The 25,826-nt window shown below is 61.6% G+C and carries 28 protein-coding genes; 15 read left to right on the forward strand and 13 right to left on the reverse strand.

Annotated features, from left to right (window positions below):
• Nucleotides 1–50 precede the first annotated feature (50 nt).
• A complete protein-coding gene (locus tag ACR1XV_RS10375; RefSeq protein WP_480530969.1) occupies nt 51–299 on the reverse strand; it encodes a hypothetical protein in 249 nt (82 codons plus the stop codon).
• A gap of 120 nt (nt 300–419) precedes the next feature.
• Between ACR1XV_RS10375 and ACR1XV_RS10380 the strand changes: the two genes are divergently transcribed.
• The 5 genes from ACR1XV_RS10380 to ACR1XV_RS10400 all read left to right on the forward strand — a co-directional run bounded on the left by ACR1XV_RS10380 (nt 420) and on the right by ACR1XV_RS10400 (nt 2,355).
• Complete coding sequence (locus ACR1XV_RS10380; RefSeq protein WP_480530971.1) at nt 420–1,121, forward strand: M48 family metallopeptidase; 702 nt, start codon at nt 420–422, stop codon at nt 1,119–1,121.
• Nucleotides 1,121–1,495 (forward strand): YigZ family protein, encoded by a 375-nt coding sequence (locus tag ACR1XV_RS10385; RefSeq protein ID WP_480530973.1) that lies wholly within the window; start codon nt 1,121–1,123, stop codon nt 1,493–1,495. Before ACR1XV_RS10380 ends, ACR1XV_RS10385 begins: the two co-directional genes overlap by 1 nt.
• A gap of 64 nt (nt 1,496–1,559) precedes the next feature.
• The gene (locus tag ACR1XV_RS10390) at nt 1,560–1,811 is read left to right on the forward strand and encodes a DUF6455 family protein (protein ID WP_480530975.1); all 252 of its coding nucleotides are present in this window, start codon (nt 1,560–1,562) and stop codon (nt 1,809–1,811) included.
• Nucleotides 1,812–1,827: 16 nt separating this feature from the next.
• Nucleotides 1,828–2,088, forward strand: a complete 261-nt coding sequence (locus ACR1XV_RS10395) for a DUF6455 family protein (RefSeq protein ID WP_480530977.1) — start codon at nt 1,828–1,830, stop codon at nt 2,086–2,088.
• Nucleotides 2,089–2,097: 9 nt separating this feature from the next.
• A complete protein-coding gene (locus tag ACR1XV_RS10400; RefSeq protein WP_480530979.1) occupies nt 2,098–2,355 on the forward strand; it encodes a DUF6455 family protein in 258 nt (85 codons plus the stop codon).
• A 7-nt stretch (nt 2,356–2,362) separates the two neighbouring features.
• Here ACR1XV_RS10400 and ACR1XV_RS10405 read toward each other — a convergent pair whose 3' ends face one another.
• Nucleotides 2,363–2,605, reverse strand: coding sequence for a CDGSH iron-sulfur domain-containing protein (locus ACR1XV_RS10405; protein ID WP_480530981.1), 243 nt, complete (start codon nt 2,603–2,605; stop codon nt 2,363–2,365).
• Between the two features lie 216 nt (nt 2,606–2,821).
• On the opposite strand from ACR1XV_RS10405, the gene ACR1XV_RS10410 reads away from it, so the two are divergent.
• Together ACR1XV_RS10410 and ACR1XV_RS10415 are read left to right on the forward strand one after the other, a co-directional pair.
• Entirely contained in the window at nt 2,822–3,010 is a 189-nt protein-coding gene (locus tag ACR1XV_RS10410) for a hypothetical protein (RefSeq protein ID WP_480530983.1), read from the forward strand.
• Between the two features lie 133 nt (nt 3,011–3,143).
• Nucleotides 3,144–3,500 carry a diacylglycerol kinase gene (locus tag ACR1XV_RS10415; RefSeq protein WP_480530985.1) on the forward strand — a complete coding sequence of 119 codons (357 nt, stop codon included), beginning with the start codon at nt 3,144–3,146 and terminating at the stop codon, nt 3,498–3,500.
• Between the two features lie 4 nt (nt 3,501–3,504).
• Here ACR1XV_RS10415 and rimO read toward each other — a convergent pair whose 3' ends face one another.
• Nucleotides 3,505–4,902, reverse strand: a complete 1,398-nt coding sequence (gene rimO / locus ACR1XV_RS10420; protein ID WP_480530987.1) for a 30S ribosomal protein S12 methylthiotransferase RimO — start codon at nt 4,900–4,902, stop codon at nt 3,505–3,507.
• Nucleotides 4,903–4,995: 93 nt separating this feature from the next.
• Between rimO and ACR1XV_RS10425 the strand changes: the two genes are divergently transcribed.
• Complete coding sequence (locus tag ACR1XV_RS10425; RefSeq protein ID WP_480530989.1) at nt 4,996–6,924, forward strand: AsmA family protein; 1,929 nt, start codon at nt 4,996–4,998, stop codon at nt 6,922–6,924.
• 27 nt (nt 6,925–6,951) lie between these two features.
• Here ACR1XV_RS10425 and ACR1XV_RS10430 read toward each other — a convergent pair whose 3' ends face one another.
• Genes ACR1XV_RS10430 through ACR1XV_RS10445 form a run of 4 tightly spaced genes read right to left on the reverse strand, consistent with a single transcriptional unit; the run spans nt 6,952 to nt 11,512 of the window.
• Nucleotides 6,952–8,448: a phosphomannomutase/phosphoglucomutase gene (locus tag ACR1XV_RS10430; RefSeq protein WP_480530991.1), complete on the reverse strand. Its 1,497-nt coding sequence runs from the start codon at nt 8,446–8,448 to the stop codon at nt 6,952–6,954.
• A gap of 15 nt (nt 8,449–8,463) precedes the next feature.
• A complete protein-coding gene (gene kdsA / locus ACR1XV_RS10435; RefSeq protein ID WP_480530993.1) occupies nt 8,464–9,297 on the reverse strand; it encodes a 3-deoxy-8-phosphooctulonate synthase in 834 nt (277 codons plus the stop codon).
• A gap of 6 nt (nt 9,298–9,303) precedes the next feature.
• A complete protein-coding gene (locus tag ACR1XV_RS10440) occupies nt 9,304–10,875 on the reverse strand; it encodes a KpsE/RkpR family capsule polysaccharide export protein (protein WP_480530995.1) in 1,572 nt (523 codons plus the stop codon).
• Nucleotides 10,853–11,512 (reverse strand): ABC transporter ATP-binding protein, encoded by a 660-nt coding sequence (locus ACR1XV_RS10445; RefSeq protein WP_480530997.1) that lies wholly within the window; start codon nt 11,510–11,512, stop codon nt 10,853–10,855. The genes ACR1XV_RS10440 and ACR1XV_RS10445 overlap by 23 nt, the downstream gene beginning before the upstream one ends.
• A gap of 209 nt (nt 11,513–11,721) precedes the next feature.
• Between ACR1XV_RS10445 and ACR1XV_RS10450 the strand changes: the two genes are divergently transcribed.
• Together ACR1XV_RS10450 and ACR1XV_RS10455 are read left to right on the forward strand one after the other, a co-directional pair.
• The gene (locus ACR1XV_RS10450) at nt 11,722–12,309 is read left to right on the forward strand and encodes a uracil-DNA glycosylase family protein (protein WP_480530999.1); all 588 of its coding nucleotides are present in this window, start codon (nt 11,722–11,724) and stop codon (nt 12,307–12,309) included.
• Complete coding sequence (locus ACR1XV_RS10455) at nt 12,302–13,090, forward strand: SseB family protein (RefSeq protein WP_480531001.1); 789 nt, start codon at nt 12,302–12,304, stop codon at nt 13,088–13,090. The genes ACR1XV_RS10450 and ACR1XV_RS10455 overlap by 8 nt, the downstream gene beginning before the upstream one ends.
• A 12-nt stretch (nt 13,091–13,102) precedes the next feature.
• On the opposite strand, the gene yghU is transcribed toward ACR1XV_RS10455, so the two are convergent.
• Nucleotides 13,103–13,978 carry a glutathione-dependent disulfide-bond oxidoreductase gene (yghU, locus tag ACR1XV_RS10460; RefSeq protein ID WP_480531003.1) on the reverse strand — a complete coding sequence of 292 codons (876 nt, stop codon included), beginning with the start codon at nt 13,976–13,978 and terminating at the stop codon, nt 13,103–13,105.
• Nucleotides 13,979–14,223: 245 nt separating this feature from the next.
• Here yghU and ACR1XV_RS10465 point away from each other — a divergent pair, with 245 nt between their 5' ends.
• Nucleotides 14,224–14,742, forward strand: coding sequence for a YHS domain-containing (seleno)protein (locus ACR1XV_RS10465; RefSeq protein WP_480531005.1), 519 nt, complete (start codon nt 14,224–14,226; stop codon nt 14,740–14,742).
• 54 nt (nt 14,743–14,796) lie between these two features.
• Here ACR1XV_RS10465 and ACR1XV_RS10470 read toward each other — a convergent pair whose 3' ends face one another.
• Nucleotides 14,797–15,447 carry a J domain-containing protein gene (locus ACR1XV_RS10470; protein ID WP_480531007.1) on the reverse strand — a complete coding sequence of 217 codons (651 nt, stop codon included), beginning with the start codon at nt 15,445–15,447 and terminating at the stop codon, nt 14,797–14,799.
• Between the two features lie 202 nt (nt 15,448–15,649).
• Nucleotides 15,650–16,516 (reverse strand): methylenetetrahydrofolate reductase [NAD(P)H], encoded by an 867-nt coding sequence (gene metF / locus ACR1XV_RS10475; protein WP_480531009.1) that lies wholly within the window; start codon nt 16,514–16,516, stop codon nt 15,650–15,652.
• A 95-nt stretch (nt 16,517–16,611) separates the two neighbouring features.
• Between metF and ACR1XV_RS10480 the strand changes: the two genes are divergently transcribed.
• Nucleotides 16,612–17,517 carry a LysR family transcriptional regulator gene (locus tag ACR1XV_RS10480; RefSeq protein WP_480531011.1) on the forward strand — a complete coding sequence of 302 codons (906 nt, stop codon included), beginning with the start codon at nt 16,612–16,614 and terminating at the stop codon, nt 17,515–17,517.
• Between the two features lie 85 nt (nt 17,518–17,602).
• A complete protein-coding gene (locus tag ACR1XV_RS10485) occupies nt 17,603–18,388 on the forward strand; it encodes an inositol monophosphatase family protein (protein WP_480531013.1) in 786 nt (261 codons plus the stop codon).
• 38 nt (nt 18,389–18,426) lie between these two features.
• Here ACR1XV_RS10485 and ACR1XV_RS10490 read toward each other — a convergent pair whose 3' ends face one another.
• Both ACR1XV_RS10490 and putA read right to left on the reverse strand, forming a co-directional pair.
• Nucleotides 18,427–19,170: a rhomboid family intramembrane serine protease gene (locus tag ACR1XV_RS10490; protein ID WP_480531015.1), complete on the reverse strand. Its 744-nt coding sequence runs from the start codon at nt 19,168–19,170 to the stop codon at nt 18,427–18,429.
• A gap of 42 nt (nt 19,171–19,212) precedes the next feature.
• Nucleotides 19,213–22,611: a bifunctional proline dehydrogenase/L-glutamate gamma-semialdehyde dehydrogenase PutA gene (gene putA / locus ACR1XV_RS10495; protein WP_480531017.1), complete on the reverse strand. Its 3,399-nt coding sequence runs from the start codon at nt 22,609–22,611 to the stop codon at nt 19,213–19,215.
• A 103-nt stretch (nt 22,612–22,714) separates the two neighbouring features.
• Between putA and ACR1XV_RS10500 the strand changes: the two genes are divergently transcribed.
• Together ACR1XV_RS10500 and ACR1XV_RS10505 are read left to right on the forward strand one after the other, a co-directional pair.
• Entirely contained in the window at nt 22,715–23,200 is a 486-nt protein-coding gene (locus ACR1XV_RS10500) for an Lrp/AsnC family transcriptional regulator (RefSeq protein WP_480531019.1), read from the forward strand.
• A gap of 31 nt (nt 23,201–23,231) precedes the next feature.
• On the forward strand, nt 23,232–23,789 hold the full coding sequence (locus ACR1XV_RS10505; protein WP_480531021.1) for a tetratricopeptide repeat protein: 558 nt from the start codon (nt 23,232–23,234) through the stop codon (nt 23,787–23,789).
• A 58-nt stretch (nt 23,790–23,847) separates the two neighbouring features.
• On the opposite strand, the gene ACR1XV_RS10510 is transcribed toward ACR1XV_RS10505, so the two are convergent.
• Nucleotides 23,848–25,737, reverse strand: coding sequence for a PhoX family protein (locus tag ACR1XV_RS10510; RefSeq protein WP_480531023.1), 1,890 nt, complete (start codon nt 25,735–25,737; stop codon nt 23,848–23,850).
• Nucleotides 25,738–25,826 lie beyond the last annotated feature (89 nt).

Genomic DNA, 25,826 nt, shown 5'->3' on the forward strand with positions numbered 1-25,826 from the left:
TTCAATCGGAAATGCTGTCTGGGATCAGGGGTCCGGGTGGGGCAGCGGGATTATTCCCTTGGGCCGTCGGTCTCGCGAATCTGATAGACGCCTTCGGGCAGGTCAAGCGCGGCGGCCAGGTCGCGCACCTGTTCGGGTGACAGGGTGATTTTCTGAACCTGATCGGTGCGGGGATCCAGTTGCTCAATGGTGACGCATTCGGCGAAGCTGTTGATCACAATATCTTCCTGCAAAGGCTTGGGGCCTTCATCCACCAGCGTAATGACCGTCGAGTCGAATTCGTGTTCGATTGAAAACATATCCGCAGAGTGCCGATCACGAGGCCGTAATGCAACCCGGCAGGGACGGAATCCAATATGGCTCCCTCGGATAAGCCGCGCTATGGTTGCCCGCGGTCAAAGTGACTGAAAGGAACCCGAATGCGCCGTCTTGCCCTGATGCTGGTGTTGTTGCTGGCGGCGTGCGAGCCCCCCTCGCTGGTTGCCGTTCCGGCCGAGAGGTGGCAGCCATCGTCATCCGACCAGAAGGCCACCGCCCGCAGCTTTGAACAAGTCAGCCGCGCGGTTGGCGAGGCGGCGGGTCGGGAGTGCCGCCGCCGGGCGCGTTCGGCCAATTGCGATTTTGTCATACTGGTCGATCTCGACCCCCGCGCCCCGGCAAATGCGTTTCAGACCGTGGACGAGGATGGCCGTCCATTGATCATTTTCACCCAACCGATGATCCGCTCGGCGCAGAACGCGGACGAGCTGGCCTTTGTCATGGGGCATGAGGCGGCGCATCACATTCTGGGCCACATCGCCCGGCAGGCCCAGAACGCCAAGGACAGCGCCCGCATCTTTGGCGAACTGGCCCGCAATCAGGGGCAGGATGCGGCCGGGGTCGAGCGGGCGCAGGAACTGGGCGCCAAGGTCGGCGCGCAGACCTATTCCCGAGAGTTCGAGCTGGAAGCGGACCGGCTGGGCACGGTTATCACCTATTCGGCAGGGTATAATCCGCTGACCGGCATGAATTTCTTTCAGCGCATCCCGGATCCCGGGGATCGCTTTCTGGCTACACACCCGCCCAACGCCAAACGGGTCGAGGCGGTTCTGCAGACCGCCCGTCAGTTGGGACTGCGATAATGCCCGAACTCACTCAACTGGGCGTGGTGCTGAGCGATCGCGGCTCGAAATATGCCGTGACAGGCGCGCGCGCCACCAGCCGGGCCGAGGTGGATGCGGTTCTGGCCGCGCTGAAATCTGACAAGGCTTACGCGAAGGCGACCCATAATACCTGGGCCGCCGTCTTGCCGACCGGTGCGCTGAAAGCCGATGATGGCGAGGCCGGCGCGGCGATGGTGATCCTGCGGATGATGGAGCGCGCCGAACTGTCCGATCACGTCATCATCGTAACCCGCTGGTATGGCGGCAAGAAACTGGGCGGTGATCGCTTCCGCCGGGTGCAGGATGCGACGCGGGCCTATCTTGATCACCTCGCGGGCCGGGCATTGACCTGAGTCAAGGGGGGCGTTGGCCAAATCGGTTAGGTTCCCGGCACGTGTGCAGGGGAAAGGAAACCGTATGTCCCACCGCAAAAAGCTGCGACATCACGCAGGCCTCGTCGACGAGATGGCCACAGCGCTGGGTGTTGATCTGCAGGAGGCTTCCATCAGCGGGGCGGTGCGGTTGGACGAGATATCGGATGCAGTCCTGCGCTGTACGGAATGTGCAAATCCGGGGCATTGCGAGGCGTTTCTGGCCGGAAAGCCAGAGGCGGCCCGCACACCGGAATATTGCCGCAACCAGGAATTGTTGAACAGGCTGATGCCGTAACGGGAAAGGTGCCGTCATGCCGCGATTGGGACAGATCATGACTCATCTTCGTCTGGTCCTGCGGATGGGCCGGGTGACCGGAACCGACATCGTGTCAGCGCATCGCGAAGGACGGCTGACACAAGAGGAATGGGCCGAAATGGTCGCCCTCTGCCGTGGATGTGAATGGGCCCGGGCCTGTCCCGACTGGCTGAATGAGAATGAAACCGCTGAACAGGCGCCGTGCACCTGCCCCAACCGGGCCCGGTTCGCCGCGCTGAAAGCCGGAAACACGTAAGGTGAACAGATGGCACAGATACCGCTTGGCGAGATCGAAAAGCACTTTTGGCTGACGCGATCTGTGGCGCGCTGCATGGGCGTTTCGCTGACCGAGGCAATGGCCGAGGGCAAGCTGACCGAGCATGACTATGCCCAGATGGTAACGCGCTGCCGCGCATCGGGCTGCAATGAACGATGCCTGATCTGGCTGGCCTCACAACAGGCACGCGCCACAGCCGCCCCCGATTTCTGCGCCAATGCGCAAGCGTTAAACGAACTGGCGTAAACTTCCGTCAGAGTTTGCCATGCGATCCGTCGCATAGCGGTGGGTTCGCACTGTGCTTGCAGCCGCAGAAGAACACTTTCTTGCTGACCTCGGCGGTGTATTTCACGGGCTCCAACCCGGTGTCCTTATGTGATCCATCGCAGAAGGGCTGGCGCTGGGATTTGCCGCACGCGCACCAGAAATAGGTCTTACCCTCGGTCACCTCGACCGGATATGGGGTATTCTGGGCGATGATTGGCGCGTCGGACATTTTGCTTCTCCGTCATTGGCTGATGTCAGGTGTTGAGTTTAGGGCAGGTCTGACAAAAGGGTAGCCCGTATCCGCAGGGTCGTGCCGCCAGCGTTGTTTCGCCTTTAATCACAGCAACGTGATCGAGATGGTTGCCAGATGAAACTCTTGGTCTTATTCTGATACTGGCCCCGAAAAATTGGGCAATATCAGAAAAGTAATAGAGGATTGACGGACATGAAACTGAAATTTGCTGCCATCTGCGCCACAGCTGTTGTTCTGACTGCGTGCTCGCAGCAGGAAGAACCGACCCCGGTCTACATCCAGCCCGATTATGACAAGTTCGGCGCGCCCAGCTGTGCGGCGGGTTATGAGCTGGCCACCACCGAAGCGGGTCAGACTGTCTGTAATCCGGTCACCCAATAAGCCATTCGCAGGCGGTCCCGGTTGGGGCCGTCTGCATCTCTGCCGCATGGATGCCGCCCTTGGGGGCGGTTTTTTCTTGCCTTTCTGTCGCCCTCACTGAACCTGAGGGGCAGAGTTTCGACCGGAAAGACATATGCGCAATTTCTTCAACCGCCTGAAAGACCGCACCCGCTGGAGCTGGCAGGGCCTGCGCGCCACGTGGCGCGACGAGTATTCCTTTCGCAGCTGGGGCTGGGCCAATTTGATCTCGGGCTCGCTTGCATTTCTGCTGCCCTTGGGCGCGACGGACCGTGCGCTGGTCCTGATCATGGGCGTCATGGTTCTGGTTGCTGAGCTGTTCAATACCGCCATCGAACGTGCGGTGGATCACACCTCGACCGACCATAACCCGTTGGCCGGGCAAGCCAAAGACGCGGCCAGCGCCGCCGTCGCCCTGACAGCCATTGCGGCAGGTGCGGCGTGGGTGTTTGCGCTGATCGGGTTGTTCTGAGCGCTCAGGCCGTGGGCAGCAGACGCCCCCACAGATCATATTCCCCGGCCTCATCCACCTCGACCCGAACGATGTCACCGGGTTTCAGCCCCTCGAACCCTTCGTCGATGAACAGGTTCCCGTCGATCTCGGGCGCATCGGATTTGGTGCGGCAGGTTGCGGCCTCGTCATCGATCTCATCCACGATCACGTCCAGCGTCTGACCGACCTTGGCGGCCAGCTTCGCCTCGGAGATCGCCTGCGCCTTCTCCATGAAACGATCCCAACGCTCTTGCTTGACTTCGGCGGGGACGTGATCGGGCAGGTCGTTTGAGCGCGCCCCATCGACGTTTTCGTACTGGAAACAGCCGACGCGATCCAGTTGCGCCTCGTCCATCCAGTCGAGCAAGGTCTGGAATTCGGCCTCGGTCTCGCCGGGATAGCCCACGATGAAGGTCGAACGCAGGGTGATATCGGGGCAGGTCGCGCGCCATGCTGCGATCTCATCCAGCGTCTTGGCCCCCGCCGCCGGGCGCGCCATGCGTTTCAGCACATCCGGATGGGCGTGCTGGAACGGGATATCGAGATAAGGCAGCACATTGCAGCCCGCATCCGCCATCAGCGGGATCAACTCGCGCACATGGGGGTAGGGATAGACATAGTGCAGCCGCACCCAAGCATCGAACTGACCCAATTCACGCGCCAAATCGGTGATGTGGCTGCGCACCTCGCGATCTTTCCATGGGTTCACATCGTATTTGCGATCCAGCCCATAGGCTGAGGTGTCCTGCGAGATCACCAGAAGCTCACGCACACCATTATCCACCAGCTTCTCGGCCTCGCGCAGCACAGCATGGGCCGGGCGACTGGCCAACTTACCGCGCATATCGGGGATGATGCAGAACTTGCACTTGTGGTTACAGCCCTCGGAAATCTTGAGATAGCTGTAGTGGCGCGGGGTCAGTTTCACGCCCGAGGCGGGCAGCAGATCGACATATGGGTTCGGATCGGGCGGCACGGCGGCATGGACGGCGTCCAGCACCTGTTCGTACTGGTGCGGCCCGGTGACCGCCAGAATGCGCGGATGATGTTCACGGATATAGTCAGGCTCGGCCCCCAGACAGCCCGTCACGATGACCTTGCCGTTTTCGACCAGCGCCTCGCCAATGGCCTCAAGCGATTCCGCCTTGGCGCTATCCAGAAACCCGCAAGTGTTCACAATCACGGCATCGGCCCCGGCATAATCTGGCGAAATGCCATATCCTTCCGCTCGCAGCCGGGTCAGAATACGCTCACTGTCGACCAGCGCCTTGGGACATCCCAAAGACACCATCCCAAGGGTGGGCTGGCCGCGGCGGGCCGTGTCGGTGATCTGCGCCGAAGGGGCCAGATCAGGGCGGAGGTTGGGCGGGTTCGTACTCATGGCCGGGCATATAGAGGGGAAAGCTTCCCCTTGCAAATGCCGCCCGCACAGGGCTGACTTGCAGCAGAGCAGACAAGCCGGAAAGGCAGACCCATGAAGTGGCTCATTCGTATTGTTTTTCTTCTGGTTGCGGCCTTCGGGCTGGTGATTGGCGCGTTGCTGCTGATGCCGGGTGACAAGCTGGCGACCATTCTGGCGGAGCAGGTCAAGGCGCAGACAGGCCGCGACCTGACCCTGTCGGGCGATGTGCGGTTATCCTTCTGGCCGGTTTTGGGCATGGAGACTGGCCCCGTCACCTTCGGCAACGCCCCCTGGGCCGGGTCCGAGCCGATGGTCAGCGCGCAAAGTCTGGCGGTTGGGGTTGATGCCGCGGCCTTGATGTCCGGCGACATCCGCATCAAGCGGGTGCTGGCCGATCGCCCTGTTCTGCGGCTCGAACGCACAGACGGGCGCGGAAACTGGGAGTTGCACCAGCCCGGAAACGCGGAGGTCTCTGGTGCATCGGCGCAAGCGGTCGAGAGCCGTCCGATCACGCTGGAACGGCTGGAACTGACCGGAGCCCGGCTGATTTACCTTGAAAACGGCGCGGTCAGCATGGATTTCGCCAATGTCGACCTGTCCGCGCGGTGGCCAGATATCACCGATCCGATGCAGATGCAGGCCAGTATGCCCGTGCCCGGCGGTGCCGTTGAGGTCGACCTGACGATCCCCGATCTGCCCGCCTTTTCCAGCGGGGTGGTCACGCCGCTGGACCTGAGCCTGACCGCGCCGGGCGGAGATGTTCAGTTCTCGGGCCGAGTGAATTTGGCCGGAGAAATGGATGGCAAGACCACGGTCACGGCGCGCGATACGCATAAGATGCTGGCCGCCTTCGGACAGGGCGGCGTGTCGGTGCCCGAGGGTCTGGGACAGGTGGCCTCGGTGTCTGGGCAGATGACCTATACCAGCGATGGCCGGATTTCACTGCGCGATATGACGACCGTGCTCGACAGCAACCGGCTGGACGGAGAGGCGGATATCCAGATCGCGAATCCACCGCACATCACGGCGCGCCTGAAGGCCGGAGACCTTGATCTGTCCAAGGTTGCAGGCGAAGGCACGTCAGGCAGCAGTTCGGGGGCCAACGAATGGTCAAAACAGCCGATTGATGCGTCGTTTCTGGCGCTGGCCAATGGGACCATCCGGCTGCAGGCCGACTCGATTTCGGTGCCGGGGATGCAGTTTGGTCAGAGCGATCTGACACTTGACCTCGACCGGTCGCGCGCGGTGCTCAGGATGCAGCCGGCCTCGTTGTTTTCGGGGCAATTGAACGGGCAGGTCGTTGCCAATAATCGCAACGGTCTGTCAGTTGGCGGCAATATCAAGGCCGACAATATCGACATCAAAGAGGCACTGACCACCCTGGGTGATATCACGCGCCTGTCCGGCACCGGCTCGGGCACGCTGGAATTTCTGGGCGTGGGGCAGACCGAGGATCAGATCATGCGTTCGCTCAGCGGGAAAGGCGGGCTCGAGGTCGGCAAGGGTGTAATCTCGGGGCTTGATCTCGACCGGCTGATGGGGCGGCGGAAAGGCGCGGGCGGGACGACCGTGTTCAACAGCCTGACGGCCAGTTTCACGATGCAAAACGGCGATCTGAGGAATGACGACCTGCTGATGCAGTTAGACAATTTCCGCGCCGATGGCGCGGGCCGCGTGGGGCTGGGCGCGCGCGACATTGACTACCTGTTCACACCCGTCGCCTTGCGGGCCAACTCTGGTCAGGGCATTTCTGTCCCGGTGCGGATCGTGGGACCGTGGAGCAATCCGTCGATCAAACCCGACCTCACCAAGGTCATCGAGGCGGCGGCAGAGGGTAAGCTCAAGGACCTTGAAGATGACGCCAAAGGCAAGGTTTTGAAAAAGGTCGGCGATGAGCTGGATACGACCATCACCGACACGGGGCAGGTCGAGGATGCGCTGAAGAAAAAGCTCGAAGAAGAGGCGAAGAAAGGTCTTCTGAAACTGCTCGGCGGCGATTGATCGGGGGCGCATCACGCCCCCGGATCATCAAATCGTCTGATCGTAGTCGCCAACGCCGGGTTCGGTGCGGATTACGGCGTCGATATCGGCAAAGATCGCGCGCATCTCGGCTTCGCTCTCGCTGCTTTCGCACACCACAACAAGGTTCGGGGTGTTGGACGATGCGCGCACCAGCCCCCAACTGCCATTGTCCAGAATGACGCGCGCGCCGTTGACGGTGACGACCTCTTTGATCGCACGGCCCGCCAGAGGCTCACCCGCGTCGGCCTTGGCGACCAGCTTGTCGACCAGCCGCTGCAGGATATCGTATTTCTCGGTATCGGCGGCATAGGGTGACATCGTCGGGGTCGACCAGGTCTTGGGCAGCGCTTTGCGCAGGTCCGACATGCTCCGATCAGGGTTGCGGTCCATTAGTTTGCAGATTTCAACCGCCACGCGCATGCCGCAGTCATATCCACGCCCAACCGGTTCGGCCAAGAAGTAGTGACCGGATTTCTCAAACCCAGCCAGCGCGCCAATTTCCTTGACCCGGCGCTTCATATGGCTGTGGCCGGTTTTCCAGTAATCGGCTTTGACGCCATGCGCCTGCAGTTCAGGGTCGCTGGCGAACAGACCGGTCGATTTCACATCTGCGACAAAAGTCGCGTTGGGGTAAATCTTGGCCAGATCGCGCGCCATAATGACGCCAACCTTGTCGGCAAAAATCTCTTCGCCTTCATCATCCACGACCCCGCAGCGATCGCCGTCACCGTCAAACCCCAGCGCCAAATCGGCACCGCTGGCTTTGACCGTATCGGCCATGTCGTGCAGCATTTCCATGGCTTCGGGGTTGGGGTTGTAGTTGGGGAAGGTATAGTCCAGCCGCGTGTGGCTGGGCACAACCTCAACGCCGATACGCTCAAAGATTTTGGGCGCAAAGGCGGCGGCGGTGCCGTTGCCGGTGGCGCAGACAACCTTCAGCGGGCGAGACATTTTGAAGTCACCGACCAGATCGTCGATATACGCTTCTTTTACGCCGTCGACGAATTCATAGGACCCGCCCGATCGTGCAACGCCTTCACCGTTCACGACGATGTCGCGCAATTCCGACATCTCATCCGGGCCGTGTGTCAACGGGCGGTCGAAGCCCATCTTGACGCCGGTCCAGCCGTTTGGATTATGGCTGGCGGTGACCATCGCCACAGCGGGCACATCCAGATGGAACTGCGCGAAATAGGCCATGGGGCTGAGCGCCGGGCCAATATCCTTGACTTGAATGCCCGCCTGCATCAGCCCCACGATCAGCGCGTTTTTGATGGACAGCGAATAGTCGCGATAGTCGTTACCTACCGCGATCACTGGTTCGATCCCGCGTTTGTGCATCTGGGTGCCCAGACCCAGACCCAGAGCGGTCATGCCCGGCAGGTTGATTTCGTCAGGGTATTTCCAGCGTGCGTCATATTCGCGAAAACCGGTGGGCTTGATCATCGGGTCACGCAGAAAGCTCCAGGTGTTCGGGGTCACCTCGGCAAGGGGTTTGGTCATTACAAATCTCAATCGTTAAATCTGAATTGGGTTTTCTTTGGCGAGCGCATCAAAGCGCATCAATGTGTCAATCAGATGGCCCATCTGATCCAGTGGGATCATGTTCGGCCCATCCGAGGGCGCGGTGTCGGGGTCCTGATGCGTCTCGATGAACAGCGCACCAACACCCAGCGAGACGGCCGCTCGCGCCATGACCGGCGCAAACTCCCGCTGCCCACCAGAGGATCCGCCCTGACCGCCCGGTTGCTGCACCGAATGGGTGGCGTCCATGACCACCGGATACCCGGTTTTGGCCATTTGCGGCAGCGAGCGCATATCGGCAACCAAAGTGTTGTAGCCAAAGGATGTCCCGCGCTCGGTCAGCAGGATGTTCTGATTGCCGGTGCTTTCGATCTTGGTGACGATGTTGGGCATTTCCCAAGGGGCCAGAAACTGACCCTTCTTCACGTTGACGGCCTTGCCGGTACTACCCGCCGCCAGCAGCATATCCGTCTGACGGCAGAGGAAGGCGGGGATTTGCAGAATGTCGACAGCCTCGGCTGCGATTGCACATTGGGCTTCGGTATGGACATCGGTCAGAACCGGGATGTCCATCGTCCTGCGGATGTCGTCCAGCACCTTCAGCCCAGCCTCAATACCCATGCCGCGCTTGCCCGATAGCGAGGTGCGGTTGGCCTTGTCATAGGACGCCTTGAATACGTACTGCGCGCCAGCGGCGTCGCAGGCCTCTTTCATGGTGCCTGCGATCATCTGGGCGTGATCGGCAGTTTCAAGTTGGCAGGGGCCGGCGATGATCGTCAGCGGAAGATCGTTGCCAACTGTCAGGTCGGCGATTTTTATATGTTTCATGGGTCTTTACGAGGATACCTGTTCACGAAGGACCGACGCGGTAAGCGAGATCATCAGGTAGATACCAGCAAATAACAGGAAAGCCAAAATCGTATTTTCGAACTTGCGCGGATAGCTGGGTTCCTGACTGGGAACCGGGTTCACCGAGACGGTCAGATAGCGCACCTTGCGGTTGGCCTCCGTCCGGGTCGCTTCCATTTGCTGCATAGCGGTTTGCAGCATCATGTCCCGGGCTACCAGATCGGCCTGCGCCATCTGGATGCGCACGCTGAGCCGCGCCAGCGAGTTTTCGCCTGCCGAAACATCCAGCATCTCGGCATTTAGTTCCTCAAGCACGGCCTCAAGTCGCGCGATGTCCGCGCGGGTCCCGTCGACCTTGGCCTGATTGGGACGCAAGTTGTCCAGCAGGGCGGCCAGTTGCAGTTCCTTGTCCTGCAACTCGACCTCGAACTGATCAATGCGCCCACGCAGGCTGGCGATCACGCTTTCGGGGTCCAGAATCGCGCCTTGCAATTGCAGTTCGATCAAGTCCTCCTGCGCTTGCCTGCGGGCGTCTTGTGCGGCCTCGAAGCTCTCCAGCGCGTCGCGCATCTGGTCTTCGCGTTTCTTCTCGGACAGAGAGTTCACCCTGTCCTCGGAGTAGGAAATCAGCCGCTCGGAAAACAAGGTCGAAGTCGCCGGGTCAGGAGCGGCGACCTCCATCCGGATCACGCCCTCGGTCGGGTCATATCCGATCGTGATCATGTGCTTGAAGGTCTTGTAGGCATCTTCCAGCGTTGCGTCTGGGGCCAGACGCTGGATCGGGTCAATCCAGTCCTGTTTGTACACATCGGTAAAGCCCGCGTCGCGATCCAGCAGCAGTAGTGCCTCTTTCGATTCCAGAAAAGACTGGACCGAGATCGAATCCTGTGTCGTGGCGAATTGAGTGCCGGCCAGCAGCCCTCCGATACTGCCCGGCGCGCCATCGGCCTGCAGGATCAGGAATTCGGAATTGCTGGCGTACATCGGGGTTGCAATACGGTAGAAATAGAAGCCCACGATCAACGTAGGCAGCAGTACAAAGGCGGCCAGCCGCGCAAACAGCCCCATCAGCTTGCGGCGACGCCTGCGCGCGATGTCCTTCTGAATCTTGCCGATTTCAAATTCACGCCGCTGAGCCGGGCTGAGCTCTGGGCCGGGCAGGTTCTTTTGCGACTCTTTTGCGGTCTGCGGCAGTTGGATCTTGATGGTGTCCTGCGCGTCCTGTCTCGTCGACTCGACCGCGGCCAGGTCCAGCAGGTTGGCCCGCTGAAACGGATCGATCCCCTTGAGACGCAGCAGGCGCACCGCGTCATAATCCGAGGTCGCTGCCAAGCCGTTTTTCTGCGCCAAGCGTCGCGCCACGCGCAGCTGGCGTCCGGTCAGTCCCTCTTGCTTGATGGCCTCCAGCTCGGTTCCCGGCTGCGGATCGTTCACCGCCTCGGGCGTCTGCGTTGCCGCACGGATGCGGGCCATGGCATCGGCGCGCGCCTCTGCCGTACCCTCGCCGCTGGGAGAGCGGTCGGGGTTGTATTTCCTAGCCTTGGGTTTGGTAGTCATAAAGCTGCTTCGCCTCTTCCAAGGTTTCAAACATGTAAAGCTGGCCATCCAGCAGCACCGCCGCCTGCCGCGCGAATTTCTCAAGCACCGCTGGGTTGTGCGAGACAATCACCAGCGTCGTGGTACGCAGGCGTTCTTGCAGAATGTCCCCGGCCTTCTTGTTGAATTCCACATCCGTTGTCGAGGGCATCCCCTCATCAATCAGATACATATCGAAATCCAACGCCAGCATCAGCGCAAAGGTGAATCGCGCCCGCATCCCGGCGGAATAAGTGCCCAGCGGCTGGTTGAAATATTCACCCAGGTTGCACAGCCAGCTACAGTAGGCTTCGACGTAATCGGGGTCCATGCCGTAGATTTTTGCGATGTATCGTGCGTTCTCCAAAGCCGAGAGCCGCTTGGCCACTCCGCCGGTGAAGCCCATGGGGAACGATACCCGGCAGTCACGCCGGATCACACCTTCGTCAGGTTTTTCCAGCCCCGCCATCATGTTGATCAGGGTGGTCTTGCCGGTGCCATTGGGGGCCAACACACCCAGCGAGGTGCCAAGCTCGACCCGGAACGAGACCTGATCCAGAATCACCTTGCGGCGGGTTCCGGTCCAGAAAGACTTGCTGACATTGTCAAATTCCAGCATGCGCGGCCTGTAGATCGCTCGAAATGTTGTCGGTTTGAAAGCGTGGGTGCTACCGATCCATGTTGGCCACATTATGTCGAAATATGAAACAAATGATCAATGCACATCCGAGGCCATGACGACGAAGTGTTGCAGCGGGTGGCCGCATCGGTGCGGACGCGGGGTTCCGCCGTCTTGACCCGGTGGAATTCGCGGCGCCTGATGGCCGCATGACTTCACTGATCGAAGATATCCGCGCCTGCCGTATTTGCGCAGACAAGTTTGCCCAGACCGAAACCGCGCACCAGCCGCGCCCGGTGGCATGGTTCCGCCCCGGAGCCCGCATTCTGATCGCAGGGCAGGCTCCTGGCGCGCGGGTGCACGAATCCGGCAGGCCCTTCACCGACCCGTCAGGGGACCGCCTGCGCGACTGGTTGGGGGTGGATGAGGCTGCCTTCTATGACCGAGACCGCGTGTCCATCGTGCCTATGGCGTTTTGCTTTCCCGGCTACAATGCCAGCAAGTCGGACCTGCCGCCGCCGCCGATCTGCGGCAAAACATGGCATGCTAAGGTGATGGCCGAGCTTGGGGACGTGCCGCTGACGGTGCTGGTGGGCGGTCATGCGCACAAGTATCACCTTGGGGCCAAGACGCCCGTAACCGAGACCGTCAGCCGCTGGCGAGACCATGCGCCGCGGGTCTTTGCCTTGCCTCATCCGTCGTGGCGCAATACGGCTTGGCTGAAGAAGAACCCGTGGTTTGAAGCCGACCTGCTGCCGGTCCTGCGCGCCCGGGTGCAAGAGGTGATGAATGGCTGAAACCACGGCGCTGGATGCCGCCCATGCCGCGATGGAGGCATCCCCGCAGGACGATGCCGCAAGGTTGCGGTTCTTCGAACGGTTGGCCGATAGCGAACTGTTCCTGATGCTGACCGAAGAGGCGCGCGCCGAGAATATCTCACCCGAGCTTTTCGACGTGGCAGACGGGCGCTTTGTTTTGGCCTTTGATCTTGAGGAACGGCTGGCGCGGTTTGCAGGCCGTCCGGTGCCGTATGTGGCGCTATCGGGTCGGGTTCTGTCGACGATGCTGTCGGGGGAGGGGATCGGGCTGGGGCTGAACCTTGAGGCCGCGCCATCCTCGATGTTGATCCCGGCCGAGGCGCTGGGCTGGCTGGCCGATACGCTGCAACACAGCCCCGAAGAAGTGCAGCAACGGCTGGCCGAGTTCACGCCGCCTGCGGGCCTGCCTGATGTCTTGCTGACGGCGTTGGATACCAAGCTGGCAACCGCTGCAGGGCTCGCCGCTGCGGCGTTTCTGGTGGGGACCAGAACGCAGGACGGTGGACAGGGGCATCTTCTGGGCTTTGTCGCTGCAGTTGAGGGCGCGCAATCCGCTCTGGCCCGAGCGGTGTCCGAGGCTCTGACTTTCTCGGGCATCGAAGCCGGGGCGCTGGATGTGGGGTTCTTCGCGCCAGACGACCCTGCCGCCGCTGCATTGGCGAAGGTCGGGCTGCGGTTCGATCTGCCGCAACCGCAGGCCCCGCAAATGGAAAGGGCCGCTCCGGGTTCTGATCCCGAACGGCCCCCCATTCTGAAATAGTCGGCGAAGCGGTTAATCCGCCGGGGCCAGCTTGTCCTGCGTGCGGGTCTCGAAATCGCTGGCGTCGTGACGCTCGTGCAACTGCGTGTGCGGCTCACCAAAGGCGCGGTTGACCATACGGCCGCGCTGGACTGCCGGGCGGGCGTCGATCTCTTTGGCCCAACGCATGACATTTTCATAGCTTTCGACGTCCAGAAACTCTGCCGCGTCATAGAGGCGGCCCAGAACCAACTGCCCATACCACGGCCAGATCGCCATATCGGCGATGGTATAGTCGGGGCCGGCGATATAGGGCTTCTCGGCCAGCTCCAGATCCAGCACATGCAACTGGCGTTTCGCCTCCATGGCGAAGCGGTCAATCGGGTATTGCCACTTTTCGGGCGCGTACGCATAGAAATGGCCGAAGCCGCCGCCCAGATAGGGCGCGCTGCCCATCTGCCAGAACAGCCAATTCATCGCTTCGGTACGCTCAGGCCCGCTTGCGGGCAGAAATTCCCCAAACTTCTCGGCCAGATGGAACAGGATCGAGGCGCTTTCAAACACGCGGATCGGAGTTTCGCCCGACCGATCCCAAAGTGCTGGGATTTTCGAGTTCGGATTGGCCCCGACAAAGCCCGAGCTGAACTGATCGCCTTCGCCGATATTGATCAGCCAGGCGTTGTATTCCGCCCCCTCGTGGCCCAACGCCAGCAGCTCTTCTAGCATCACGGTGACCTTGACGCCGTTAGGCGTGGCCAGCGAATACAGCTGCATCGGGTGCTTGCCGACCGGCAGGTCCTTGTCATGGGTGGCCCCGGCGATAGGCCGGTTGATATCGGCAAAGCGCCCGCCGCTTTCGCTGTCCCATGTCCAGACCTTCGGAGGGGTATAGGTGGATTGTTCGCTCATCTCGTGCCTTTCCTTCAGAACCGGCCAAAGGGCCGCTGCATCCACAGCTAATATTGCAGAACTCAAAGTCCAACCCCGGGTGCAGGGCGATCTTTGTAACATTCGGCGCGGTTCGGCTCACGAATCGCCCTGTGATGTCACAGCGGCGCGAGCGGGTCTTCGCGCCGCAGTAGAATCGCCTATTGTCTGACCAGACCCAACAAGCCCGGGTTCCCGGAAACTGTAAGGACATGAGGACCAATCACATGAAACGCTTTGCGCTGACCCTTGCCGCGACGATGGCCTTTGCGATGCCCGCCTTCGCTGGTGATCAATATGTGGACGGCACCGGCTTTGCCGTGTCGGGATATGATGTTGTTGCTTATCGCAGCCTGGATCAGGCCCCTGTCGGCCAGTCACAGCCCGATGCGGTGCGTGGACGCGCCGACATCACTGCCGACTATAACGGCGCGACATGGGCGTTTGCGTCGGAAGAAAACCGCGACAAGTTCCTTGAGAACCCTGCCTATTACGCACCGCAATATGATGGCCATTGTGCCTATGGCGTATCGCGCGGCGGCAAGGTTCCGGCCAACCCGAACCTGTGGCGGATCGTGGATGACAAGCTGTATCTGAACATCACCGATGTTGTTGTCGGCTTCTTCGAAGAGGATATCCCCGGCAACATCAACCTGGCCGAGGGCAACTGGCCGGGGATCGAACCTGATGCGGCCTCGACCAGCGTCATCCCCAAGTTCACGTCGGAAGGCCCGATCACGAACTGACCTTGTGGAAACGGAAAACCCGGCCAATCTGGCCGGGTTTTTTGACACGCCCCCTCAGCCTGCCAGTTCGAACATATCCCGCATGTTCTGATCGGCCTCAAAGCGTATTCTGACGCTTCTTGCGCCCGGGAATTTCCGTTCCCGGATGGGATCGGGAACGACGATCTCGCCCGAGCCCGCGCTTTTGGACTGGAACGATAGGATTTCTGTATCCGACCTGCGGCCACCGGTCAGAACCGACGTCGGCAGGGCCACACGGTTGGGCCCTTCGCAGACCGACGTGGCGACGAAATAGGTCAGATCGCGTCCGAAACACCCGATTGCGTCGGGCACATGATCAGATTCCGCGGGCGGCCTAGGTGCCCCCGCGCCATCGGCATCCGACAAATCGCTGAGGGTCCGTCCGGGGTTCAGCAGATCGCGGCACGCTTCGATTTCAGCCTCGGCCAGGTCGATCACCCGTTTCCGAAGACGGGGGCGGCGCGGCTGCGCCGGGCCCTTGCGCGTCAGCCCGTCCTTGCGCAGAAGGTCATATGCGGCCTTGGCCTGCGCAAAACCCGAGTGATCTCCGTCGGTATGATCGGGATGGTCGTGAAAGGCTATGTTTCGCCATGCGGCCCGAATCTCGTCGGCATCTGCGTTTTGGGATAGGCCAAGCACCCGCAAGGCATCGACCCGAGCCTGAATTTTGCTCACTGGCTGCATACTCAAAATACTCGTTAGAACTACACTGATCCCAGTTTGCCGCCGGTCACTTTTTTGTCAAATTTTACGGGGTATTAGTGCTGGGCTGTGCAACAGTTTTCGGGCGGTTGTCGCAATTGTCCTCAAACAGATACGGCGGCGATGGTCGCATCGCCGCCGGGTATAAAATCTCGCCTCACGCCCCGCGTCTTCGGGCCGGTGCTCAGGCCACGTTCTGCAAATCGGCCCGGGGCGTGATGCCGAGGGCAAAACAGACATCCCGGGTAAGCTCGGGACGGTTGAGCGTGTAGAAATGTAGTTTGTCCACGCCGCCGTCGATCAGCTCGGAGCAGAGTTCGGTACACAGCGCGGTGGCCAGCAGGTCTTCGCGGTCATCGCGGACGGCCTTGTCAAAGGCACGCTCGACCCAGGTCGGAATGCGCGTGCCGCAGCGCTGGGCAAAGCGGCGTGCCCCCCTCCAGTTCTCGATCGGCAGGATGCCGGGCACGATCGGCTTGTCGATCCCTGCTTTTTCGCATGCATCGCGGAAGCGGAAAAAGGTCTCGGCCTCGAAGAAGAACTGCGTTAGCGCCTCGTCCGCGCCTGCGTCCAGCTTGGCCTTCAGCCAATCCACATCGGTACGGGCGGATTTCGCTTCGGGATGGATATCAGGATACGCCCCGACCCGGATGTTGAATTTGCCGGTTTCAGCCAAGGCCGAGATCAGCTCGACCGAGTCAGCGAATCCGTCCGGATGCGGCACAAACTGGTCCTGCCCTTTGGGCGGGTCGCCACGCAAGGCCACGATGTCGCGCACGCCAGCCTCGGCGAAAGTGTCGGCAATCGCCAAGGTTTCCGTGCGGGTTGCGTCGACGCAGGTCAGATGAGCGGCAACCGGCAGGCCCGAGGATTTATGCAGCGTCGCAACCGCATCACGCGTCAACTCGCGTGTGGTGCCGCCCGCGCCATAGGTGACCGATACAAAACGCGGCTCGAGCGGGGCCAGCGTCTGCACGGTGTCCCACAGACGGAACGAGGCCTCCAGCGATTGGGGCGGAAAAAATTCGAATGAAATCTCAGGCTGGGTCATCGTGGCCTCTGTATCTGTCGTTTCTGCACTTGTGCCATCAGATGCATTGTGAGACAAACTCATATTATTCAAGAACAACATGAGTTGCATGAGATATGCATATCGAATTCCGTCATCTGCGTACGATCAAGGCCATCCACGAATGCGGCGGGCTGGCGCGCGCTGCGGACCAGCTGAACATCACGCAATCCGCGCTGAGCCACCAGATCAAGGGGCTAGAGGATCAGGCCGGGGTTGAACTGTTCCTGCGCCGGTCCAAGCCTATGAAGCTGTCTGCAGCCGGTCTGCGCCTGCTGCGGTTGGCGGATCAGATCCTGCCGCAGGTCGAGGCGATGCAGCACGAGTTCTCATCCCTGCGCGATGGCCGCACGGGACGGATGCATATCGCGATTGAATGTCATGCCTGTTTCGAATGGCTGTTTCCGGTGCTCGAGGGGTTCCGCAAGTCCTGGCCGGATGTAGACGTGGACATTCGCCCGGGCCTGGCTTTCGACGCGCTGCCCGCCCTGCAGAAGGAGGAGGTTGATCTGGTCGTCTCATCCGACCCCGAGGACCTGCCGGGCGTCGAGTTCGTGGAACTGTTCGACTACAATGCCGTCTTCGTCGCGGCCTCGTCGCACCCGCTGGCTGAAAAACCTTATATCGAGCCCGAGGATTTCCGGGGCCAGACCCTGATCACCTATCCGGTGGAACGCACCCGTCTGGACGTGTTCAGCCAGTTGCTGATCCCCGCCCGGGTCGAACCGGCCACGATCCGGCAGGTCGAGCTGACCGCCGTGATCCTGCTGTTGGTGGCCTCGAACCGCGGTATCTCGGTGCTGCCCGACTGGGTGGTGCGCGAGGTGAAGTACAATTCCGACTATGTCACCCGTCCGCTGACCAAAGAGGGGATCACCCGCCGGCTTTATGCGGCGGTGCGCCGCGAAGATCTTGAAAAGCCCTTTGTGCAGGAGCTGGTCAAACTGGCCCGGACCGAGGCGCGCAAGCTGCAGGCCCAGTAGCAGGCGGTCTTGTGCATCATTGCTCTTGGCAAGGCTGAATTGCAGCAGTATACGCGCAGCTTGACCGGACAGGAGCCCAGAAACAATGGTTGGCAGCGCAAATCTCAACATCATGATCAAGGCCGCGCGCAAGGCGGGGCGGTCTCTGGTCAAGGATTTCCGTGAAGTCGAGAATCTGCAGGTGTCGATGAAGGGCGCGGGCGATTTTGTGTCCAAGGCCGATATCGCCGCCGAAAACATCCTGAAAGAAGAACTGATGGGTGCGCGCCCGACCTATGGCTGGCTGGGCGAGGAAGGCGGCGGACAGGATGGTGAGGACCCGACCCGCCGCTGGATCGTGGACCCGCTGGATGGCACCACCAACTTCTTGCACGGTCTGCCGCATTGGGCGATCTCCATCGCGCTGGAACATAAAGGCAAGATCGTCGCGGGCGTGATCTATGACCCCGCCAAGGACGAGATGTTCTTTGCCGAAAAGGGCGAAGGGGCGTGGATGAACGACACCCGCATCCGTGTGTCGGGCCGTCACCGCATGATCGAGTCGATCTTTGCAACCGGGCTACCCTTTGGCGGTCGGTCAGACCTGCCTGCCACCCTGCAGGATCTTGCGCGGCTGATGCCGACCTGCGCCGGTGTGCGTCGCTGGGGGGCTGCGGCGCTGGATATGGCATACGTGGCCGCCGGTCGTTACGAAGGCTTTTGGGAGCGTCGCCTGAACGCTTGGGACGTCGCCGCCGGGATCATCATCGTCAAAGAGGCCGGTGGCTTTGTTCAGGCGCTGAACCCCGAGGGCAGCGTGCTTGAAGACGGCGAACTGATCTGCGCCAACGAACCCATCTTTGAAAACTTCGCCAAGGTGATCCGGGGCTGATACGCCCCGGGTCCCTACGCGGCTCGCTCTCCGGCGCGTTAGCGTCGGGGCACTTTCGGGATGCGCGACGGGGACAGTTTGTATTTTTGCTCGGGATGCGGCGGATGGCCATGCGTGCGGTTCCAGAACCCTGTACCGCCGCGCCTGAGCCATAGCGGAATGCACAGGATCAGCCCGACAAAGAACCCTCCGGTATGGGCCCAATAGGCGACGCCGCCCTGATCGGGGTCGCTGGATAGGCTGCCCATGAACTGAAGACCCAGCCAGACGCCCAGCATGACAAAAGCAGGGATGGTGAAGACGCGGAAATAGACGATCAGGATCAGCAGAATATCCACACGCGCTTTCGGGAACAGCAGCAGATAGCCGCCCATTACCCCGGCAATCGCACCTGATGCTCCGATCGTGGGAACCACAGAACCGGGGGCCGAGACAACATGGATCAGCCCTGCGCCGATACCGGCCAGCAGATAGAACAGCAAAAACGGCATGTGCCCCATCTCGTCTTCGAGATTGTCGCCGAAAATCCACAGAAACAGCATGTTCCCGGCCAGATGCATCCAGCCCCCGTGCAGGAACATCGAGGTGACGAGCGTTTCAAGCGCAAAGCCGTCCGAGATGCGCGCGGGAATGACGGCATAGTCGAAATAGAACCGGTTGAGCAGCCGCGCATCCTCCATGATCCCCACATAGCTGAGGAAGATCAGGATGTTGGCGGCCAGCAGGGCGTAAACAACGAACGGAGTACGCCCCGAGGGGTTATGGTCACGGATCGGAAACATGGCGCGACGCTGGGCCTTTCGCCGCCCAGCGTCAAGGTCCGGTTATGCCGCACCTCCCAAAAGGGCGGCGTTGCCTCCGGCGGCGGTGGTGTCGACGCAGACATGGCGCTCTCCCAGAACCCGTGCGCGGTCGGGCTTGCCGGGGATCAGCGGGATGATCGGGCCGTCGCGCCGGGCTAGATGCTGTTCGATCTGGCGGGCGGTCTCGTCATCCCCCCACCACAGAACGCCCGCAAATCCGGTCAGGTTTTCAAGCCGGTGCAGATCCAATGCTCCGGTCATCCGGATCGCCGTCCCGCCCAAAGCCTTGACCGCATCGGCCTGCGCCTGCGCGGCCTCTGCCCCCGGGCCCATGCATAACAGTGGCGCGCGGGCGTATTCCGTAAGGCGGTTCGATTCCCCGGTGGGGCCGGGCAGAGACTGGGTGAGCGGCGGCACGGGATGCCCCTCGGGCGCGCCGGGTTCTGCCGCAGTTTCCCAGTTTGTCGAACTTGTCTGCCGATCCGGTGCACAGAACCGAGCCATGTAGTTCGGCCCTCCCGCCTTGGGGCCGGTCCCCGACAGACCCTCGCCCCCAAAGGGCTGAGAGCCCACGATCGCCCCGATCTGGTTGCGGTTGACATAGATGTTGCCTGCGTGGATGGCCTCGGTCACATGCTGGACCCGGTCGTCGATGCGGGTGTGCAGGCCGAAGGTCAGGCCATAGCCGGTGGCATTGATATCCGCGATGACCTTGTCGATCTCCTGCGCCTTGAAACGCGCGACATGCAGCACCGGGCCAAAGATCTCGCGTTCCAGCGCCGAGATGTCCGGGATTTCGATCAGGGTGGGTGCGATGAACGTGCCCTCGGGCGGTGTGGGCATTTCTTTCAGAACCCGGCCCTCGGCGCGGGCTTTGGCGACGTGATCCGCGATGCCTTGTCGGGCTTGCTCATCGATGACCGGGCCGCAATCGGTTGAGATCAGCCACGGCTCACCGACGTTCAGGGCGTCCATTGCGCCTTGCAGCATGGTCAGAACATCCTCGGCAATGTCCTCCTGCAGATAGAGGCAGCGCAGGGCCGAGCAGCGCTGGCCTGCGGATTGGAAAGCGCTTTCGATGATCGACTGAACGGCTTGTTCCGGCAGGGCGGTGCTGTCGACGATCATGGCGTTCAGGCCACCGGTTTCGGCGATCAGCGGGGTGCCGGGGCGCATATGCTGGGCCATGGCCGAACGGATTTTCAATGCCGTCGCGGTTGAGCCGGTAAAGGCCACGCCCGAGACGCGTTCGTCCGATGTCAGTGCTGCACCCACAGTCGGACCGCCGGGCAACAATTGCAGCGTATCGCGTGGAACGCCCGCCTCGTGCAGCAACTGGACAGCGCGGTACGCGATCAGCGGCGTTTGTGGGGCCGGGGCGGCCAGCACGGCGTTGCCGGTGGCGAGTGCCGCCGAAATCTGCCCGGTGAAGATCGCCAGCGGGAAGTTCCATGGGCTGACACAGGTGAAGATTCCGGCGGGTTTGGCGGCGGGAATGTTGGCCGCATAATAACGCAGGAAATCCACCGCTTCGCGCAGCTCGGCCACCGCATCGGGCAGGGACTTTCCAGCCTCGCGGGCGAGCAGGGCGAACAGCTCTCCGTAATGCGCCTCATACAGATCAGCGGCCTTGTTGAGCGCTGCGGCGCGTGTCTCAGCCGGGGCTTGCCACGGGCAGGCGCTGGCCAGCGCCAGTTCCACATCCTCGGGGCTAGCTGCGGCGACCGAGCCGGGACGGTCCTGCGGTTGCGCGGGGTTGATCACCGGGACGTCGGCCAAGGGTTGAGCGTCATCAGACAACAACGGCCGTGCGTACCAGTGATGCGCGCGGAACGCATCGCGCGCGATGTCGATCCGGTCCAGCGTCGGCGTGTGGTGCAGGTCGAACCCCTTCGAGTTCGGGCGCTCTGGCGCAAACAGCTCGGGCCCGGTTGGCAGCGGTGCGGCTGGTGTCTGCACCGACAGGAACGGGTCGGCGGCAACGGTTTCGGGGGCGACGTCCTCATCCACGATCTGGTTCACGAAGGATGAATTCGCCCCGTTTTCCAGCAGACGCCGCACCAGATAGGCCAGCAGGTCGCGATGCGCGCCAACGGGCGCGTAGATGCGGCAGCGTGAGGTCTGCTGATCGCGCACGATCTGATGCAGCGTCTCACCCATCCCGTGCAGGCGCTGGAATTCGAACGGCTGGTCATCGGCCATATGCAGGATAGCGCTGACCGTATGGGCGTTATGGGTGGCGAATTGCGGATAGATGCGGTCGGTCATGCCCAGCAGTTTGCGGGCATTGGCGATATAGGACACATCCGTTGCCGCCTTTTGGGTGAAGACCGGAAAACCATCTACACCCTCGACCTGAGCGCGCTTGATCTCGGTATCCCAATACGCGCCCTTCACCAGCCGCACCATCAGCTTGCGGTCATGACGTTCAGCCATCTCATAGAGCGTGTCCAGCACCAGCCCGGCGCGCGGGCCGTAGGCCTGCACCACGATGCCGAACCCGTCCCAGCCTGACAGCGCAGGTTCGGCCATGACCTCTTCGATGACCTGCAGCGACAGGGACAGGCGGTCAGCCTCTTCCGCGTCGACGTTCAACCCCATGCCCGCCGCCTTGGCCAGCAGCGCCAGCGCGCGCAGACGGGGGACCAGTTCGTCCATCACCCGCTGCTCCTGCGCCAGTTCGTAACGCGGATGCAGCGCCGACAGCTTGACCGAGATGCCGGGGTTTTCGCGGATGTCCTTGTGAATGCAGGCCTCGGCAATGGCGGCAATGGCGCGGGAATAGGACAGGTGATAGCGGGCGGCGTCGGCCTCGGTCCGGGCGGCCTCGCCCAGCATGTCGTAGGAATAGGTGTAGCCCTTGTCCTCCATCCCCTTGGCGCGCTTCATGGCCGATTGGATGGTTTCGCCCAGCACAAACTGGCGGCCCATTTCCTTCATCGCGCGGCTGACCGCGGTGCGGATCACCGGCTCACCCAGACGCTTGATCGCACCGCGCAGCGCGCCGACGGGCGAGGCTTTGTCTTCGTCCAGAACCCGCCCCGTCAGCATCAGTGCCCAGGTCGAGGCGTTGACCAGCGACGACGACGACTGCCCCAGATGCTTGCCCCAGTCCGAGGGTGCGATCTTGTCTTCGATCAGCGCATCAATGGTATCGGCATCGGGCACCCGCAACAATGCCTCGGCCAGACACATCAGCGCAACGCCTTCGTCGGTGGACAGGCCATACTCGGCCAGAAACACCTCCATCATGCCGGGCGAGGTGCTGGAGCGGATATCACGCACCAACTGGGCCGCGGCCGAACAGATGGCCGTGCGGTCGGCTGGCGCGAGATCGGCCTGGGCGATCAGGGCGTCCAGAACGATGGCCGGGTCGGCATAGGTTTGGGTGTCGATTCTGGTGCGCAGACTGTGTGACATATATACTCCGGAGGTTTTGTCTAATATATCTATGGCTCAGCAGGAGAATGGACTGAAATTTCCACCTGTATGGTCGGATGGACTGATTTTTGGGAGGTATGGAGTGCAAAAGGACTTATCCGGCCTGGATCGTTTCGATCAGGCGATCCTGACCGCGCTGGCCGAAGATGGCCGGATTTCGGTGGCAGATCTGGCACGCCGGATCGGGTTGTCGAAATCGCCCACGCAAGCGCGGCTCAAGCGGCTTGAGGCGGACGGGGTCATCACCGGCTATCGCGCCATGCTGGATCCGATCCGTCTGGGGCTGGATCATGTGGCTTTCGTCGAGGTGCGCCTGACCGATACCCGCGAAAAGGCACTGGCCGAGTTCAATGCAGCGGTGCGCCGTATCGGTGAAATCGAACAGGCGCATATGATCGCGTCCAATTTCGACTATCTGCTGAAAATCCGCACGCGTTCTATGTCGGAATACCGTGCTGTACTGGCCGAGAAAATCTCATCCCTGCCGCATGTGGCTAGTACGTCGACCTTCGTGGCGATGGAGGCGGTGAAAGAGGCCGGGTTGCTTGGTCCGTTAGAAAGCGGTTGACCTGAACGCGCCGGGGATCAGGTTAGAGGGGATGAAACTTGCATCCGCTCTTTTTCTTATGCTCGCCGCAACACAGGCGTCTGCCGAGTGTCCGGCAGCCCCGGATCATATCTCGGGCATCGACGCCCTGATCGCGCAGGCGCAGGGGGCGACGTCCGAGGGCGAGGCGCGCGGTATCTCCGGTCAGATGTGGCAGCTGTGGACCGATGCGCCGGATGCGCGGTCGCAAACCCTGCTGGATCGCGGCATGGCGCTGCGCGAGGCGTGGGATTTGGCCGGTGCGTTGGCCGAGTTTGACGCGCTGGTCGCCTACTGCCCCGACTATGCCGAAGGGTATAACCAGCGGGCCTTTGCCCATTATCTGCAGCAGGATTATGGCGCGGCCCTTGTCGATCTGGACCGGGCGATTGCGCTGTCGCCGAACCATGTGGCCGCGCTGAGCGGGCGGGCGTTGTCGTTGCTGGGGCTGAAGCGGTTGGAGGAGGCGCGGGAGGCGTTGACCTATGCACTTGAGCTGAACCCGTGGCTGGCTGAGCGCGCGTTGCTTGCCCCCGGTGGGCTGCTTGATCCGCCGGGGCAGGATATCTGACCCGAAACGAAAAACGCCCCCGAACCCGCGTTCAGGGGCGTCCTAAGATGCGAAGTGCTTAGCCGACCAGCCCGTTATCGGTGCGCTTGATCGCGATCACCGACGAGCGCGGCGTGCCGCCATCGGGCCAGTTGCTGCCCGGGTGCTGGATGCCGACAAACATGGTTCGCAGGTCGGTCGACCACGCCAGACCAGTGACCTCGCACCCGTTCGGGCCGGTCATGAAGCGCACGATCTCGCCGGTCACAGGGTCGCCAACCAGCATCTGGTTGTTGCCGTTGCCTGCGAAGTCTTCCTCGTTGTCGTCATTGCCGTCCGTTTGGATCCAGACCAAACCGGTCGAGTCGATGGCCATGCCGTCGGGCGAGTTGAACAGGTTGCCCTCGTTCACATTGGCGGATCCGGCCTTGTCGTCCGAATGCACGGTCGGGTTGCCCGCCATGACATAGAGATCCCAGTCGAAACCGGTGGCCGCGTGATCATCTTCAGCCGGACGCCAGCGCACGATCTGGCCGTATTTGTTGGCATCGCGCGGGTTGGGGCCGTTGGCCGAGGTATCGTCGCCACCCGCATTCGGCTTTACACCACGGTTCTTGTTGTTGGTCAGGCAGCAATAGGCCTCGACCGCGACGGGGCTGGAGGCCACCCATTCCGGGCGATCCATGGTGGTGCCGCCTGCTGCCGACGCGGCCATTCGGGTGAAGATCAGGATCTCGGCCGGGTCCATGCCGGTGGTTTCCGGCGTCAGGGGCAGCCACTCACCGCTCATGTCGTCGTTGAACTTCGCGACATAGAGCGTGCCGTCGTTCAGCAGCGCCTCAGTATCGACACCGGGGGCATAGGCCGCGTTCGAGACGAACTTATACAGATATTCGCCCCGCTCATCGTCGCCCATATAGACCACCACGCGACCGTCTGCGGCCAGCGTAACCTCGGCATTTTCGTGCTTGAAGCGGCCCAGACCGGTGTGCTTGACCGGCGTGCTGTCTGGCTTGGTCGGGTCAATCTCGACGATCCAGCCCGCACGGTGCGGCTCGTTGGGGTTTTTCGAGATGTCAAAGCGCGGATCGAACAACTCATACCCGTTCCAGCTTTCGGCGTTGATGCCATAGCGTTTCATGCCGTCCGCGACCTTGGGGTCATAGCTGGCGTTTTCGTCCGACGAGCCAAAGTAGCCGTTAAAGTTCTCTTCGCAGGTCAGATAGGTGCCCCACGGCGTCTTGCCCGAGCCACAGTTGTTCATGGTGCCCAGCGAGGCGGTACCGGTCGGGTCGGCCTCGGTCTTCAGCAGATCATGACCGGCGGCGGGGCCGACGATCTTCATCGGCGTGTTATGGTGGATGCGGCGGTTGAAGGGGCTGTCTTTCACGACGGACCAGCCTTCGGGGCCTTCGGCGATTTCCATCACGGTCACGCCCTGAATGTTCTGGAATTTCAGAACGTCTCCGGCGTTGGCAGGAACGCCTTCCTGCGCGGCGGGTAGGTTGATCTTGCGGTTCGGGTATTCATGGTTGATGGCGATCAGCTCGTGACCCTGGAACGAGAAGGTTTCCATCCCGTCGGTGTTCTCACCAAAGACCTTGTCCGAGTTCTCGACCGCACCGCCATCGGTCAGGTCATAGCCATCGGCCTCAGAAAACAGCGGATCGCCCCAGCGCATCAGCATCTTCCACTCATAGCCTTCCGGCACATGCACGGTGCCATCGGTCTGGGCAGGGATCGGGGTGAACGCAAAGCGCGACGCCGCCTGCGCCTGTGCCGAGGTCGAGCCCATAAGGCCCGCTCCCATAGCTGCAGCACCAGAGCCAAAGGCCACAACACCGGCCAGAAAGCCCCGGCGTGAGATGGCGCTTTCGACCACGCGGTCAAAGTCGTTTTCTTCGGGGCGGGGGAAGTTCAGTTCGTCCCAATCGTCTGCGGACAATGTGGTGGGGTCGATGTCGTTCATGGATAGCTCCGCGCTGTCTGAAGTGAAACCTTCGGACCATCTAGGGCGGAAATATGACAGGAGAATAACAGCCGGAGGGATCGGATCAT

The sequence above is a fragment of the Ruegeria sp. AD2(2025) genome, assembly GCF_056542385.1.

Bases quoted from the DNA above. Each gene is read 5' to 3' on its own strand.
- kdsA (WP_480530993.1), bottom strand. From the start codon at position 9,297: ATGAAACATATAAAAATCGCCGACCTGACAGTTGGCAACGATCTTCCG.
- ACR1XV_RS10490 (WP_480531015.1), bottom strand. From the start codon at position 19,170: ATGTTTCCGATCCGTGACCATAACCCCTCGGGGCGTACTCCGTTCGTT.
- ACR1XV_RS10390 (WP_480530975.1), top strand. From the start codon at position 1,560: ATGTCCCACCGCAAAAAGCTGCGACATCACGCAGGCCTCGTCGACGAG.
- putA (WP_480531017.1), bottom strand. From the start codon at position 22,611: ATGTCACACAGTCTGCGCACCAGAATCGACACCCAAACCTATGCCGAC.
- ACR1XV_RS10410 (WP_480530983.1), top strand. From the start codon at position 2,822: ATGAAACTGAAATTTGCTGCCATCTGCGCCACAGCTGTTGTTCTGACT.
- ACR1XV_RS10375 (WP_480530969.1), bottom strand. From the start codon at position 299: ATGTTTTCAATCGAACACGAATTCGACTCGACGGTCATTACGCTGGTG.
- ACR1XV_RS10425 (WP_480530989.1), top strand. From the start codon at position 4,996: ATGAAGTGGCTCATTCGTATTGTTTTTCTTCTGGTTGCGGCCTTCGGG.
- ACR1XV_RS10440 (WP_480530995.1), bottom strand. From the start codon at position 10,875: ATGACTACCAAACCCAAGGCTAGGAAATACAACCCCGACCGCTCTCCC.
- ACR1XV_RS10455 (WP_480531001.1), top strand. From the start codon at position 12,302: ATGGCTGAAACCACGGCGCTGGATGCCGCCCATGCCGCGATGGAGGCA.
- metF (WP_480531009.1), bottom strand. From the start codon at position 16,516: ATGACCCAGCCTGAGATTTCATTCGAATTTTTTCCGCCCCAATCGCTG.
- ACR1XV_RS10405 (WP_480530981.1), bottom strand. From the start codon at position 2,605: ATGTCCGACGCGCCAATCATCGCCCAGAATACCCCATATCCGGTCGAG.
- ACR1XV_RS10380 (WP_480530971.1), top strand. From the start codon at position 420: ATGCGCCGTCTTGCCCTGATGCTGGTGTTGTTGCTGGCGGCGTGCGAG.
- ACR1XV_RS10510 (WP_480531023.1), bottom strand. From the start codon at position 25,737: ATGAACGACATCGACCCCACCACATTGTCCGCAGACGATTGGGACGAA.
- rimO (WP_480530987.1), bottom strand. From the start codon at position 4,902: ATGAGTACGAACCCGCCCAACCTCCGCCCTGATCTGGCCCCTTCGGCG.
- ACR1XV_RS10395 (WP_480530977.1), top strand. From the start codon at position 1,828: ATGCCGCGATTGGGACAGATCATGACTCATCTTCGTCTGGTCCTGCGG.
- ACR1XV_RS10480 (WP_480531011.1), top strand. From the start codon at position 16,612: ATGCATATCGAATTCCGTCATCTGCGTACGATCAAGGCCATCCACGAA.
- ACR1XV_RS10485 (WP_480531013.1), top strand. From the start codon at position 17,603: ATGGTTGGCAGCGCAAATCTCAACATCATGATCAAGGCCGCGCGCAAG.
- ACR1XV_RS10430 (WP_480530991.1), bottom strand. From the start codon at position 8,448: ATGACCAAACCCCTTGCCGAGGTGACCCCGAACACCTGGAGCTTTCTG.
- ACR1XV_RS10445 (WP_480530997.1), bottom strand. From the start codon at position 11,512: ATGCTGGAATTTGACAATGTCAGCAAGTCTTTCTGGACCGGAACCCGC.
- ACR1XV_RS10465 (WP_480531005.1), top strand. From the start codon at position 14,224: ATGAAACGCTTTGCGCTGACCCTTGCCGCGACGATGGCCTTTGCGATG.
- ACR1XV_RS10385 (WP_480530973.1), top strand. From the start codon at position 1,121: ATGCCCGAACTCACTCAACTGGGCGTGGTGCTGAGCGATCGCGGCTCG.
- ACR1XV_RS10505 (WP_480531021.1), top strand. From the start codon at position 23,232: ATGAAACTTGCATCCGCTCTTTTTCTTATGCTCGCCGCAACACAGGCG.
- yghU (WP_480531003.1), bottom strand. From the start codon at position 13,978: ATGAGCGAACAATCCACCTATACCCCTCCGAAGGTCTGGACATGGGAC.
- ACR1XV_RS10415 (WP_480530985.1), top strand. From the start codon at position 3,144: ATGCGCAATTTCTTCAACCGCCTGAAAGACCGCACCCGCTGGAGCTGG.
- ACR1XV_RS10470 (WP_480531007.1), bottom strand. From the start codon at position 15,447: ATGCAGCCAGTGAGCAAAATTCAGGCTCGGGTCGATGCCTTGCGGGTG.
- ACR1XV_RS10400 (WP_480530979.1), top strand. From the start codon at position 2,098: ATGGCACAGATACCGCTTGGCGAGATCGAAAAGCACTTTTGGCTGACG.
- ACR1XV_RS10450 (WP_480530999.1), top strand. From the start codon at position 11,722: ATGACTTCACTGATCGAAGATATCCGCGCCTGCCGTATTTGCGCAGAC.